We start from the raw sequence: 13151 nt of genomic DNA, 5'->3' as shown, positions 1-13151 counted from the left end.
ACGCGTGGTGGCAGGATGAGCCGAATTGCCTATCCTGCCCCACGAGGTGAGGGTGCGGCCCAGCACGCCAACACGCGCACCTTTGGGCTATTTGCCATGAAAGACATCAAGACGATAAATCTAAATGAACCCGCCACTTTCTACGAGAGCAGATTGGGGCCTGGAATGGTGTTTGACTCTCTCTCAAAAGCGCTGCGTCACGCGGTGAACGTCCCGCTTCTCAAGCAGCACCATCCTGCGAAAATTATCACTCGTTCAGGCAGCGAATATGGCTGGGACGAGATCAACGTTCTCCACGACCATTTGCGAGCAACGGACAAACGCTAACTCTGGATCGGTCAGATGCGAAACAACAGCAAGATGTCATATCTGCTAATGTTGGGCCTGGCAGTTGCTGTAGTTGCTCTGTTCATTTCTGGCCTTGCGGAGCGCGCACAAGAGCCTGCCCATACGGAGCAAGCTAGCGTACTCAACCCAAACTAGACAGACTCGGGTGAAGGAACCTTACGACGCAAGGCATGTTGTCTTGGTAGCAGCAGGAGACAAGCAATGCCGAACGAATATGAAATTTCCTCCCGCAAACCAGCACGAAACTATCGCGATCCGAACGACAAAGAGAAACGTCGAAAACTGGCAACAACGGGCGGTACGATTGACGAAAACCACCCCAGACCACCGAACGACAAGAAGCTCGGCGGCAGCGAGCAACCAGGTTATCGAATGAAGCGAGCTCGATTTTGGCAGTCTTGACGGGGCGGCCGACGCCGTGGCCAGCATGCTTCTACACTTGGCTCACTGGTCGCCCGCTGCTGCGGTACCTCGCAACCATTCGCCCCGTTGTTAGTTTGTTAGCAGAAGGGACTGCTCCAAGGAGAAAGACAATGAGGAAACTCATCATCGCCCTCGGGACGGTAGCACTCATGAGCGGCGCGGCATTGGCGGCATCAGCTGACGGTGTCGTGAAGGAATTCAACAAGGAAACGAAGGTTATCACTCTCGAAGACGGCAAAAGCTACACGGTGCCGGCTGACGTAGCGATACCTGCTGAAATCGTAGCTGGCGCTAAGGTGTCCATTACGCTCGATCAGGATGACGCGACCAAAGTCACCGCGGTAACGCTATCGCCTATGTGACGTTTCCCTTTCCCCGCCACCGAAAGTTGGCGGGCTTTTTTTGTGCCCGGCTATAGGGCAGCAAGAATCTGGAACCTGAGCCGGCCAACGTTGCGGAGCCTAATATAGGCGAGGTCTGAGCCTCTTTCAGCTACGGCCTTAGGTGAAATCCATCGCGCCGCAGCAGTGGGTTTGAAGTCCGCGGGGCGGAATTTAGCCGCTCCAAGGCCTGTCGGCTCCCAGCTGGCAGGCCTCCTATCAGCAGAATTCCAGCGGGCTTGAATGGGCCGCAATATCTTATGTCGATCGACCACCAGCTTTCCGAAGCCGAAACACTCCGCCACGAGCTTCGGATGCTACGACGCAAGATTGCTGGCATGACTGATCGGCGGCTGTTTGACGGCGTCGATACTCTGCTCTCGGTAGCCGAACGGCAGTTGGAGCAGGTTATCATCACTCTGCGGCGCGAGACTCGTCTTTAGCTGCCACGAGAGCTGTGCTCACCATCGCATCGATCATTTCATCCGAGCAGAGTAAATCTGGGCAGAATTCCTCCGCGATGGTCCGGGCCAATTGGCGAAGTTCGGTCGGATCCGCTGTATTCGCGGTAGCGAATTTTCTGACGACGCTCTGCATGATATCGAAATCGAAGGCTGAGATGGGAGTTGTCATGGCTTCCTCCCGCTGTTTGGTGCGGAAGCTTGTTGTTCGTTCACAGCCGGCAGTGCCCATGTAGTTACCGCCGATGGAAAACATCATATTCCTTGTGTTGCCAATCGGCAGGTATCTTAGGTTGCAGGGCTTTTGTTTCCTGGGAACCTGGCGGATCGAATGACGTTGGGTGAGGCGGAGGAAATCCCGCTACACCGCAAATGGTGGGTGTTGAACTCCGTGAAGCGACATAGCCAATCCTCATGGCAATCGAGCTTCAGCATGGGCCTGCCGGCCGCCCGCCGGCAGGCCTTCTATTTGTCATTCCCTGCTGGCAGTATGCCGAATGTGCGGCACTGACGTCTGATGGCACGGACCAGAGCTGCGCAGGAACGGCCTGTTGCACCTGAGCCGGCAGGCCGTTTCTGCGATTGCGCAATCCGCCCCTGTCGGAACAATTCTCGCCGCCAAGAATTGTATTAGCGGAGCGGGCCACGGCCCTTATCGCGCTCCGCATTTGGGCCTGCCGTTCAACCCCACCGGCAGGCCTAGTTCATTTTGGGGTACTTCCAGTTGGTTGCTTACCGCGGGTCATTTGAACACTCCAAGACCAAACAAATGCCCCAAAGTATTTACGCAGCGGTGCCTACTTCAAGGCCCAGTAATGTTTGCGGCTGGTCCCTGAGCGAGACACGCCGTCAGTCTATCAACGTCCCTCAGAGTCATTTGTCTTAACACATGATAGACGGCCATTTATTTCACGGCACTCTCTTCCTGACCCACTGCCGGCGTAAACAAATGTGACGGTTACGAGAACTGCGATCAAAGCAAGAATTATCTTGGCCATCTAAGACTCCCTTGCAGTATCTCGGGGCGCGAAACCTCGACACTTCTCAGCGGACGGATATGGCCGAAACAACGGTTGGCGACTTGTTGGGGTTGAAACGCAGGCTTGCAGGAGCCACCAGAAGCACCGCGACAAGGCCGATTGCGCCGGCCAAGACGATAACATGCACGGTTTTCGTCATGCGAGGAATGTAGGTCTCAGATGCATGACGTCAACCACGAGGGGCATGGAGTTTCGGGATGAACGCTGCCCATGAGGTGGACGTCTGTTCGGTAGCTGTCGTATTTGATCTCGTCGGTCCAGCCATCGCCTTCAGGCGGCTTATCGACCAGTGTCGGGATGCAGGGCGACCTGAACGGCGCTGTCTGTTATTTCTTAACAGGCTGCGCGGTCATGACCCCTGTCGAGCCTTTTGCGAGACCGCCCATGGATTGCAATCAAGGTTAGCGCCTGCCCGTCGGACAGCCCGTATTTATGTGCCAGGGTGGTTACTGTGTAACGGCGGTCGTCTGCAGTTGCGTTCAAATAGTCGATCAGGTCCAGCTGCCGCTCGTCGGGATAGTAGGTCATTCGATTTCCTCCCAGAAGTCGACGCTTAGAAACGCGCGAGTTTGGGGGACCGATCCATGATTTAGCTTGGCCGACGCATACCGGCTGGGTCTTCCAAAGCTGCGCCGGCCTGCGGACAATATTGCCGCAGCGAATAAACGATATCAGTGCGCTTTTGCCGGCTCAAGGCAAGTGACGTAGTCCTGAATGAGTGGCCACGTCGTTTCGTGGCGGCGGGGACCTTGTCATGGATGACCGTCCGGCAGCGGTTGCTGTACCGCCACCGCACTCTTGCCCCGGGCGGGGCGAATGAATTGTTACCTGTGCTCGCTTTGAAGACAACGTGAACGGCGCTAGACAATTCTGCCGCCCAAAAACATCCCAAAGGATAGGCACGCCGCAAGCCCTGCGCGGCGGGATGAATGGCGTCATTCACCCATAGAGACGCTGAGAAATAATAGCGTCTAGCTTGCTCCGAGAAGGCCCGTATCGCTGGATCATTGCCGCAGCTTCGCCTCGGGAGAGATGATACTTGTGTGCGAATTCGTCGATCTCATATTGCTGGGTGGATGATACCAGCTTTCCGTCTTGCTTGGTCCTCTTGGGGTCGTCTGCCATGTTTAGCCTCCCACGTTAGAGACTACTAAAACGCTGGCGCGGCCCAATCGATCCATCGGTGCGGTGCCAGCGGGTTATGCAGCCTCTACCGGCGGCGGTTTCGCGACAATGGTTGTGAGCCATCGTGCATCGGCCGCTGCAACTTCCGCGCTTCTTCCCATGGTGCAGAAAGCCAGGCGTCGATCTCCTCTTTGGTGGAAAGGATCGCCGGCATAGCCTTTTGGTGGATTGGTGCGACGACGCTATTCGGCTCGGTCGTCAGGAAACCATAGACCTCCCAATCGAGAACCCGTCACGGATCGTCCGGGCACCCGGCCATGTCGTCCAGAGACCGGCAACGAAGGCGAGGGATCGGTTCTAGGCGATCGCGAACCAGATATTGCGATGAATGCCTGTGTCGGGATACTTGTCGTTGTCGAGCGATTTCTTGAGGTCGACCGCAACTTGAATATTATTCGACGGCGTTCTGCCCGCTTTGCGAACTAAATCCGCATCATCCAGCGGTTCTCAGCTTTAACGCAAGCCGAAAAACGACAAGATCGCCAACACGATCACCACCAATCCCACAAGATAAATGATATTGTTCGTTTTCGTTTCCTAACCTTTCGAACTGTGCTCGCCGACCTGCTAAATTCAGGCCCGCGCGGCTAAAGCCATTCACAGACTTGGGATTGAACGCGGAAAACGAATTGGAGTTCCCGATATCGATGGCGCGCCGCATGGCAACAATAGTGCCTGCGACGAACGGGGAGCTATGCGATCATTTCCACATGCCGCGCATCCGAGCACCGAGGTCGACACGAACGGTTGGCTGTGGCTGCCTCGATTCGACGAACTCCGACCGCGGCCAGATTTGTCGTTCGAAGCGCTCGAGGATCGATCCTGGGATAAAACGCGTTCGCGAAGCGTAGACGTGGCGGTCGCCACGCACGGGCTGACCGTGAGTGTAGAAGCGCTGAGGCGTGATGAGATGAAGCGAATCCCTGGCGCGCGTCATGGCCACGTAGAGCAGCCGTCTTTCCTCATCGATTTCCTCAGTCGTGCCAACACCAAGATCGGAGGGAATGCAGCCATCGACGGCATTCAGCACGAAGACATTCTTCCATTCCTGCCCTTTGGCTGAATGGATGGTCGTCAGGACCAAATAGTCCTCATCTCGCAGGGGAGGGCCAGCTTTGTCACTTGTGGCATCTGGAGGGTCGAGTGTCAGATCGGTAAGGAAGCGTTCCCGATTGGGATAGCCAGCGGCAATCTGTTCAAGTTGATAAAGGTCAGCGCGGCGGGTGGCCGCGTCTTCATGGATGCGTCCGAGATGGGGCTCAAACCATAGCCTTATCCTTTCAAGATCGGCGGGCCATGTTCCCGACTTCTGGTGCAGGCCAGCAAACAGCGTGACAAAATTAGGCCAGTCCGCTGCCGCCCGGGGCGGCACTCCAAAGCCACGCAGAACGGCGGGGATATCCGGCGCGGTTTCCAATACCTGCAAGATCTGGCCGGCGGTCGAAGGCCCAATGCCTGGCAAAATCTGCAGCACGCGAAATCCAGCAACGCGATCGCGCGGGTTCTCGGCCAGCCTCAAGACGGCCATGACGTCTTTCACATGAGAAGCGTCGAGGAATTTCAGCCCCCCAAATTTGACAAAAGGGATGTTGCGCCGCGTCAATTCGATCTCTAGCGGTCCACTATGGTGAGAAGTGCGGAACAGCACGGCCTGGGATTTAAGTACGGTGCCTGCCTCCCGCTCCTCCAGGATTTTTTGGCAGACATAGTTTGCCTGTGCGGCCTCGTCGCGAACCGTGACCAGTTGCGGCCGCTCCATCGATTTACGATCGGTCCACAAGTCCTTGGTGAAACGTTCTGTCGCTCCGGAGATCACAGCATTGGCAGCTGCCAAGATTGGCTCGGTCGAACGGTAGCTGCGGTCGAGCGTGATCACTTCGGCAGGGATTGAGAATTGTCGCGGGAAATCAAGGATGTTTCGCACCTCCGCCGCGCGGAACGAGTAGATCGATTGGGCATCGTCGCCGACAACGGTCAAGCCCGCACCATCGGGTTTCAATCCGAGCAGGATGGCAGACTGCAGCCGATTGGTGTCCTGGTATTCGTCGACCAGGATATGATCAAAGCGCGATGCAAGTTCGGCCGCGAAGGAGGGTTCTGATGTGAGATGCATCCAATAGAGTAGCAGATCGTCATAATCTAGAACGTTCTGGGCCTGCTTGGCATCGACATAGGCAGCGAAGAGCTGCTTGAGCTGTTCTGCCCAGCCAATGCACCATGGAAATGCTCTGCCTAGTACTTCTTCCAAGTTCGATTGTGCATTGACCGCACGAGAATAGATGGCCAGGCAGGTCGACTTGGCCGGAAAACGGCTCTCTGTCTTGGAAAAACCGAGCTCGTGGCGCGCGAGATTCATGAGGTCGGCCGAGTCCTCGCGGTCATGGATCGTGAAGGCCGGATCAAGCCCGATTTCCAGTGCGTAGTCGCGCAGCAGCCGCGCCCCAATGGCGTGGAAAGTACCTGCCCATGTCATTGCGTCGGTGACAATGGCCGCGTCCTTGCCCAGCACCTCGCCAGCAATCCGCTCGACACGCTTGGTCATTTCCACAGACGCTCGACGCGAGAAAGTCATCAGAAGAATTCGTCTCGGATCGGCACCTCTGACTATTAGGTGGGCGACACGGTGGGCGAGGGTGTTTGTCTTGCCTGACCCCGCTCCTGCGACGATCAGCAGTGGAGCAGCTATGCCGCCATCGCCATGCACGACAGCGGCGCGCTGCTCGGCATTAAGCTTGGAGAGATATTGGGGTTCGAGGGACGAATCTCGGGCAATGACGTTCATCTTGGGATGAAGCACTGTTTCCGTTTCGTTCGCAACTGGCCCCGCCTTTTCTCGCGATCAAATTTGGCCTGCGGTGCAGACAAAAGTGACCGTTCGAGTGGCCTCGCTACCCGCCTTGGTGTGCCATTCCTCACGCAGCCGTCCGCCAAAACGCCCAAGATCCAGGCCGTTCCGTGCTCTCGGCAAAAAGTGCGGCCAAATACGACAACTGGTCCATTTGATACCGCTTGGTTAGCAAGCGCGGCAGCGCTCGATTGAATCCACTTCATGTGCCTGGGCAAGGAACCGCACTGGCGCAGGGGCATTGATGAGCATGTGCGGAGCCGCACCCCCCAGTCAAGGAACCAGCCATGACCAAGTCATCGAACCGTTCGTCGGGCAAACCAGCCACTATCCACGATCAGAAGCTCCAGCGCGGCGAAGGAGGGGAGTTGCATCAATTTGCCGAGGGCGGCACGCCGATCCTGACCACCGCGCAGGGTGGGCCAGTCTCAGATGACCAGAACTCCCTGAAATTTGGCGCACGCGGGCCGACAGTTCTGGAAGACTTCCATTTTCGCGAGAAGATTTTTCACTTCGATCACGAGCGTATCCCCGAACGAGTGGTCCATGCGCGAGGCTACGGCGCACATGGCTATTTCGAGACGTACAAGTCGTTGGCCAAGTACACACGGGCCGACATCTTCCAACGTGCAGGTGAAAAGACCCCAGCCTTTGTGCGCTTCTCGACAGTGGCGGGTTCCAAGGGATCAGTTGACCTGGCACGCGATGTTCGTGGTTTTGCGGTCAAGCTTTATACCCAGGAAGGAAACTGGGACATCGTGGGCAATAACATCCCCGTGTTCTTTATCCAGGATGCAATCAAGTTTCCTGACATTATCCATTCAGTGAAGCCCGAACCCGATCGCGGGTTCCCCCAGGCGCAATCTGCGCACGACAACTTCTGGGACTTTATCTCGCTGACGCCCGAGAGCATGCACATGATCATGTGGGTCATGTCAGACCGCGCTCTACCGCGCTCATTCAGGTTCATGGAGGGCTTTGGTGTCCATACGTTCCGGATGGTGAACGCCAAAGAAGAATCCACCTTCGTGAAGTTCCATTGGAAACCGAAGCTTGGTCTTCAGTCGGTGATTTGGGACGAAGCAGTCAAAATCAACGGGGCTGATCCCGATTTTCATCGTCGTGATCTGTGGGACGCGATCCAGTCGGGCAATTTTCCCGAATGGGAATTGCAACTCCAGCTCTTCGATCAGGATTTTGCTGACACCTTCGACTTTGACATTCTGGATCCGACCAAGCTTATCCCGGAAGAATTGCTGCCGCCCATCCCCGTCGGTCGCCTCGTGCTTGACCGAATGCCCGAAAATTTCTTCGCCGAGACCGAGCAGGTCGCGTTCATGACCCAGAATGTGCCTCCAGGCATCGATTTCTCCAATGATCCGCTGTTGCAGGGGCGCAATTTTTCTTACCTGGACACTCAACTCAAGCGGCTCGGCAGCACCAATTTCACCCACCTTCCAATCAACGCGCCCAAATGCCCGTTCCACCACTTCCAGCAGGACGGCCACATGGCGATGCGCAATCCTGTTGGGCGCGCAAACTATCAACCGAACTCATGGGGTGAAGGTCCGCGGGAATCGCCTCAGAAAGGGTTTAGATCCTTCGCAGATGTCGAGCAGGGCCCGAAGCAGCGGATCCGCGCTGAAAGCTTTGCCGACCATTACAGCCAGGCGCGGCAGTTCTTCAAGAGCCAGACGATCACCGAACAAGGCCATATCGCCAATGCGCTGACCTTTGAATTAAGCAAGGTGGAAAACCCGGCGATCCGGGAACGCATGGTGGCGCATTTGCTCAACGTCGATGACAGCCTTGGAGCCACCGTTGCAGAGCAACTGGGGATCAAGGATCTCCCGCCCTCCGCCGAGACGACGATCGAGGTACGCGACGACCTTCCACCATCGCCCGCTTTGAGCATCTTGCAAAATGGGCCCAAAAGATTTGAAGGCCGTAAAGTGGGGGTGCTTGTGAGCGATGGGGCAGATGCCAGGCTACTAAGCAGCCTCGCTTCGGCCCTCGCTAAGGAGGGTGCAACCATGGAGGTAATTGCGCCAAGGGTCGGAGGGGTCGAAGCAGCAGCTGGAAACTGGATCGATGCCAAGCACATGATTGGAGGCGCCCCCTCGGTCTTGTTTGACGCAGTCGCCGTTGTGGTTTCAGAGGAGGGCGGCCAACAATTGTCCAATGTACCAGCCGCTCGGCAATTCGTTGCCGACGCTTTCACCCATTGCAAATTCATCGCGTATGTCGACGCTGCAGTGCCACTAATGGAGAAGGCTGGGGTCAGTGTCGACCTGGATGAGGGCGTGCATTTGCTCGGGAGTGGTGGCAACGTCGCGACATTTGTTCAGGCACTTGGGGCTCTCAGAGTATGGGCACGCGAACCGAGCATCAGTCTCTAATGATTGTTTCCCATCGGCGATGAGTTTCCCCGGTCTGTTGAGACTGTACCCAAGGATCTGATAGGCCGCCGCTTTCTAGTTTCCGATCGCGGCGCCCTAGCAGGCCGTTGAAGAAGTGTCTCGTTTGGCTTTGAGGATGGCCTCGTCGCCATTGTGATAGGCGAACGTGATCTCGATCGAGCCGTCGTCGAGCAGTTCGGCATGGCCATCGCCTGTGACGTCGTCCATCTCATCGAAACCGGCCCATGTGAAGAACACCATATTGGGGCCACAGCTGAGATCGAGGCCGGCCTGCAGGGCGCCAAAGGCGATCTCGCCGTGGTTTTCCGCTCCGATGGTGATCGTGGCGGGATCCACAAGGTCGAGATGATCGCGTTCCCAAAGATCGGCCTCGACGATCACCAGCGGCCGATCAACTGACAGTTCGCCGGCACACTCATGTTGGCGCCGCCAGCAACTTCGGCAGCCGCACCAGATTGTAGGCGGTGGCAGCGAAGGTGAAGGCCCATCCGACGCGGTCGCGGCCACGCAACTTGGTCTTCGCCTGTCCGGCGATGGTCTTGATCCAGCCGAACGCTTCCTCGATGCGCTTGCGGATGCGCTGGCTGACGGCATAGCCGCCGTGCCGCGTCGTGCGGCGATCGATCGCCGAACGGCGGCCGTTGGTATTCTGCGCCACATGCGGCGTCACCTTCATCGAGCGCAACTCGTTGATGAAGTCCTCCGCGTCATAGGCCTTGTCGGCGCCGAGCGTGATCGCCTGTGGCCGGTCAGCGCGAGGCTCGATCATGTGCAGCGCCGCCACCCGTTCGGCATGCCCGTCGGCCCACGTCAGACAAGCATCGACCAGCAGGCCATGGCGGTTCTCCATCAGACCATGCCCGATGAAGCAAAGCTTCGTCTCCTTGCCCGGCCCCTTGCGGTAGAGCCGCGCATCCGGATCGGTGCTCGAGGCATGCGTATCGTTCGATCGCTTCTGGCCATGGAAGTCCGCTTCCGCGTTGCGCCCGCCGCCCCCTGCCGGCGGCTCGCCCGAGCCATCCTTCGGCTTGACACTCTTCATGGAGGCCCACGCCTCGATCAGCGTGCCGTCGACCGAAAAGTGATCCGTGGACAGAAGCCTCTTCACCTTGGGCTGCGCCAGGACCGCGCTGAGGAACTTCGCCGCGATGTCGCCCTCAAGCAGCCGATCGCGGTTTTTGGAGAACACCGAATGGTCCCAAGCCGCATCGTCGACGCCGATGCCCACGAACCAGCGGAACAGGAGATCGTACTCCAGCCGTTCCATCAAAAGCCGTTCCGAACGGATCGAATAGAAGGCCTGCAATAGCATTGCCCGCAGCAGCTTCTCAGGCGGGATCGACGGCCGCCCGATCGGCGAATACAGCGCCGCGAAGTCCAGTTCCAGCGCCGACAGCGCCTCGCTCACGATTAACCGGATCGCCCGCAACGGATGATTGCGCCGCACCCGCGCCTCAAGGTCAACATAGCTGAACAGTTCGCCAGTTCGATCGTCGCCGCCGCGCACGTTTCACTCCCACCTCTTCGTAGTCAGAGTGAATCACGAACCTGCGGCTGTCACGAGCCCTTTTTCAACAGCCTGCTAGTCGTGGAAACGCAAAGCTATGCTGGCGACAGCCGGATTGAACCCGCCCCAGCTTGTTGCCGCCGGAGTTAACTTCGGACCGCCTGGCTGCCAGAGTCCGAATGCGGCCACCAAAAAAAGATGGCAGGTACGAGCGCTCCTCCAGGCCATGCGGTGAACACTCATCGACGCGCGCAAAAGCATTTGCTCTGACGCAATACGTAGCTGTTCTGGAGCGTTTGAGATGGCTGCTCGCTATTGCTGGATGCATGGCGCTGCCATTGAACAAGCTTGTACCGCGCTATCCAAGCAAAGCGATCTATTCAGTAATGTTCCGAGGACGCCACGTATCGCTACAAAGGATCTGAAGACCCCCCGTTGCTGTTTTGATCCAGTACGCCGAAATCTTGAGATTTCACACCGACTTCCGCAGCCATAAAACCTTCGGCCGCGAGGCCGCGCCGGAGTAGTTCGCGCACCGCAGCTGCGCGACTGGGCATCCTGTTTTGAAATCGGAAATCCTCAAGTGCTGCCAGCTCCTCGCCGTTCAGCATTATCTGTAGGCGTTCACCGCGCTCAAGGTCCGCCATCGCGACACCTCTGATATTCATGCGTTGAATGAGTAAGTAGCTACAATATGGCTTTTGACGCTAAGTCCGTCAAGGGTGCCATAGACTAACTACACGGGTACCGAACAACAGTAGTGGCTGCCTCACTCTGGCTCTCGTGCTCATTTGGGATACTCTGCTAACAATATGAATTTATTCATTTTTTTCTGATGCGGGCTTGCAAAATCGCGGAATTAGGAGGAGGCTGACGAAATTGCAAAAGGATCTGTAAAGAATGCACTCACTCTCGCCCTTGCTTATGGAACGCATATCATCGGCAGTGGCCGTGGCGCTCCGGACTGGCGATCCAATCAATGTGATTCAGATTGCGGAGCGAGTGCTATTCGAAAATGCCAGTGAGAACGTTGCCCTCGAGGATATTGAAAGCGCGGTTCTTGATCGTGCCCAGGCGACGGGACGGCCCATCATATTTGAGTCCACGGCTTCGTCCGCGCTGGCCACGCCGTACCGAGCCAAGCCGCTTAGAATTTCGATCCCGATAATCGAAGGGCCGCATTGTCACAGGGGCGGTCGCACGAAAGTCCAATCAAAGGCGCGCTGAACGGAAGCCACCGTATCTTGCGAAGCTTAAGAAATTTTGGCTCTCGCTTGTGATTGTTCCTGCGAAGTCTGACCAGAATGTGTTTCATGCCGGGTGACATGCCACTGAACTGCCAACGGCGATTAGAGCCTCGGCCGTTTCTGTTACGCCGTATGGCGCGGGTTGAGCAACCGGCAGAGACGCGAAGCGCGCATTGAGCGCAGCGTCGGAGCCGGTTGCAGTGAGGGTTCCAGCGAAGGCCGCCGGGGTCTGGTATCCGAGCGAGGAATGCGGTCTCGCAGTGTTGAAGTCTTGCCTCTATTCGGCGATGGCGCTTCGGGCATGGTCGAGGCCGAAGAACAGGCTCTCGTCAGGAGCTCATCGCGCATCCGCCCGTTAAAGGTTTCGATGATCCTTCGACCAAGCGAGGATCGCATTCGAGGTGAACTCCGTGCCATGGTCGGAGACGATCATGCCCGGCTTGCCGCGCCGGGCGATCGGTAGTAACGAGCGTGAAGGTCGATTTCGGAGGAGCTTTGTCGACCGCCTCCTTCAAGCGCTGCAAGATAGAGAATCTTGTCGCGCCAATAAACTCAGGTTCGATCAAGTCCGCGTATCAAAAGCGACCAGCCTGATTGCCATGGAACTTGACCTGATGATGCGCGGTCTCGACCCTGAAGGTCCGTCGGCCAGCGAGGCCCGGGCTGTAGCGAACAACGACATCGTCGAAACCCTTCGGCCGTCTGCCTCGTAGGATACCTCCACGACATGAGGCTTCTCCGGACACGAAGACCGGCGGCATGTATCCAAAAAAAGCGGGCTTGGTAATCGTGCCCATCCCAGTTCGCAATCACTGCATCGGCCACTGCGCTTTCACCATGCCTTTCTTTGTTCCGGCTTTGTTCTGTCGAGTATTTCCAGGCGTCGAAACGCCTGGAAATTTTGCTGAGCCACTTCTTAGGTGAGCCGACTTTGAGTGTCGAATGAGCCATCTATCTTGACGCTGAGCAAGATGCCGTGACGCGTCAGGCCCACAGTTCTGCAATTTCGCGCAAGTGCCTGATTTCACTACATGCCGAACGGAACATTGGCTACCAGGAGCAGAACTGTGGCTGTCAGCGACCCGATAGAATGCCTCAGCGCGTTTGTAACATATTGATTTTAAAGAGATTTGTTAAAAGGAATGCCTCTGGGCGGGGCGATAGAACCCAATGGTCTGCCTCAACGCGAACTGACCTGCGACTGAGTTTTTCCTCCACCAGGAGTTAGAGTCCGGCCTTGATCGAAGGACGGACAGATGAAGCGTAAGCGGTTCACGGAAGATCAGATCATCGCG

At 57.0% G+C, this 13151-nt stretch carries 11 protein-coding genes and 1 pseudogene; 5 read left to right on the top strand and 7 right to left on the bottom strand.

What is annotated here, in order from left to right; genetic code table 11:
• The first annotated feature begins 96 nt into the window (after nucleotides 1–96).
• The 3 genes from C8K44_RS25285 (at nucleotide 97) to C8K44_RS25280 (ending at nucleotide 1133) form a co-directional block, all read left to right on the top strand.
• Complete coding sequence (locus tag C8K44_RS25285; RefSeq protein WP_109578527.1) at nucleotides 97–327, top strand: hypothetical protein; 231 nt, start codon at nucleotides 97–99, stop codon at nucleotides 325–327.
• Nucleotides 328–549: 222 nt separating this feature from the next.
• The gene (locus C8K44_RS27390; protein WP_146204004.1) at nucleotides 550–750 is read left to right on the top strand and encodes a hypothetical protein; all 201 of its coding nucleotides are present in this window, start codon (nucleotides 550–552) and stop codon (nucleotides 748–750) included.
• A 131-nt stretch (nucleotides 751–881) separates the two neighbouring features.
• The gene (locus C8K44_RS25280; protein ID WP_109578526.1) at nucleotides 882–1133 is read left to right on the top strand and encodes a DUF1344 domain-containing protein; all 252 of its coding nucleotides are present in this window, start codon (nucleotides 882–884) and stop codon (nucleotides 1131–1133) included.
• Between the two features lie 432 nt (nucleotides 1134–1565).
• Here C8K44_RS25280 and C8K44_RS25270 read toward each other — a convergent pair whose 3' ends face one another.
• The 3 genes from C8K44_RS25270 to C8K44_RS25255 all read right to left on the bottom strand — a co-directional run bounded on the left by C8K44_RS25270 (nucleotide 1566) and on the right by C8K44_RS25255 (nucleotide 6619).
• On the bottom strand, nucleotides 1566–1871 hold the full coding sequence (locus C8K44_RS25270) for a hypothetical protein (protein WP_109578524.1): 306 nt from the start codon (nucleotides 1869–1871) through the stop codon (nucleotides 1566–1568).
• Between the two features lie 1114 nt (nucleotides 1872–2985).
• Nucleotides 2986–3180 (bottom strand): hypothetical protein, encoded by a 195-nt coding sequence (locus tag C8K44_RS25265; RefSeq protein ID WP_109578523.1) that lies wholly within the window; start codon nucleotides 3178–3180, stop codon nucleotides 2986–2988.
• A gap of 1357 nt (nucleotides 3181–4537) precedes the next feature.
• Nucleotides 4538–6619 (bottom strand): ATP-dependent helicase, encoded by a 2082-nt coding sequence (locus C8K44_RS25255; protein ID WP_109578521.1) that lies wholly within the window; start codon nucleotides 6617–6619, stop codon nucleotides 4538–4540.
• Between the two features lie 350 nt (nucleotides 6620–6969).
• Between C8K44_RS25255 and C8K44_RS25250 the strand changes: the two genes are divergently transcribed.
• Complete coding sequence (locus C8K44_RS25250) at nucleotides 6970–9081, top strand: catalase (protein WP_109578520.1); 2112 nt, start codon at nucleotides 6970–6972, stop codon at nucleotides 9079–9081.
• Between the two features lie 96 nt (nucleotides 9082–9177).
• Here the strand turns inward: C8K44_RS25250 and C8K44_RS25245 are convergent, their stop codons facing one another.
• The 4 genes and pseudogenes from C8K44_RS25245 to C8K44_RS25225 form a co-directional block, all read right to left on the bottom strand.
• Nucleotides 9178–9483: a hypothetical protein gene (locus C8K44_RS25245; RefSeq protein WP_245417631.1), complete on the bottom strand. Its 306-nt coding sequence runs from the start codon at nucleotides 9481–9483 to the stop codon at nucleotides 9178–9180.
• A 34-nt stretch (nucleotides 9484–9517) separates the two neighbouring features.
• Nucleotides 9518–10609 (bottom strand): IS5 family transposase, encoded by a 1092-nt coding sequence (locus C8K44_RS25240; RefSeq protein ID WP_109578519.1) that lies wholly within the window; start codon nucleotides 10607–10609, stop codon nucleotides 9518–9520.
• 410 nt (nucleotides 10610–11019) lie between these two features.
• Nucleotides 11020–11256, bottom strand: coding sequence for a hypothetical protein (locus tag C8K44_RS25235; RefSeq protein WP_109578543.1), 237 nt, complete (start codon nucleotides 11254–11256; stop codon nucleotides 11020–11022).
• Between the two features lie 664 nt (nucleotides 11257–11920).
• Nucleotides 11921–12313, bottom strand: a pseudogene (locus tag C8K44_RS25225) (integrase core domain-containing protein); the annotation flags it as partial.
• Here C8K44_RS25225 and C8K44_RS27605 point away from each other — a divergent pair.
• On the top strand, nucleotides 12288–12569 hold the full coding sequence (locus C8K44_RS27605; RefSeq protein ID WP_158282789.1) for a hypothetical protein: 282 nt from the start codon (nucleotides 12288–12290) through the stop codon (nucleotides 12567–12569). The pseudogene C8K44_RS25225 and the gene C8K44_RS27605 overlap by 26 nt on opposite strands.
• Nucleotides 12570–13151: the final 582 nt, after the last annotated feature.

The organism is Aminobacter sp. AP02, from assembly GCF_003148805.1.
Lineage (GTDB): Bacteria > Pseudomonadota > Alphaproteobacteria > Rhizobiales > Rhizobiaceae > Aminobacter.
The sequence above is the reverse complement of the archived record's forward strand: the minus strand, read 5'-3'. Positions and strand labels throughout refer to the sequence as shown.

Excerpts from the sequence above, each read along its gene's own strand:
- C8K44_RS25235 (WP_109578543.1), bottom strand. The coding sequence starts at position 11,256 with ATGGCGGACCTTGAGCGCGGTGAACGCCTACAGATAATGCTGAACGGC.
- C8K44_RS25285 (WP_109578527.1), top strand. The coding sequence starts at position 97 with ATGAAAGACATCAAGACGATAAATCTAAATGAACCCGCCACTTTCTAC.
- C8K44_RS27390 (WP_146204004.1), top strand. The coding sequence starts at position 550 with ATGCCGAACGAATATGAAATTTCCTCCCGCAAACCAGCACGAAACTAT.
- C8K44_RS25270 (WP_109578524.1), bottom strand. The coding sequence starts at position 1,871 with ATGATGTTTTCCATCGGCGGTAACTACATGGGCACTGCCGGCTGTGAA.
- C8K44_RS25280 (WP_109578526.1), top strand. The coding sequence starts at position 882 with ATGAGGAAACTCATCATCGCCCTCGGGACGGTAGCACTCATGAGCGGC.
- C8K44_RS25250 (WP_109578520.1), top strand. The coding sequence starts at position 6,970 with ATGACCAAGTCATCGAACCGTTCGTCGGGCAAACCAGCCACTATCCAC.
- C8K44_RS25255 (WP_109578521.1), bottom strand. The coding sequence starts at position 6,619 with ATGAACGTCATTGCCCGAGATTCGTCCCTCGAACCCCAATATCTCTCC.
- C8K44_RS25265 (WP_109578523.1), bottom strand. The coding sequence starts at position 3,180 with ATGACCTACTATCCCGACGAGCGGCAGCTGGACCTGATCGACTATTTG.
- C8K44_RS27605 (WP_158282789.1), top strand. The coding sequence starts at position 12,288 with ATGCCCGGCTTGCCGCGCCGGGCGATCGGTAGTAACGAGCGTGAAGGT.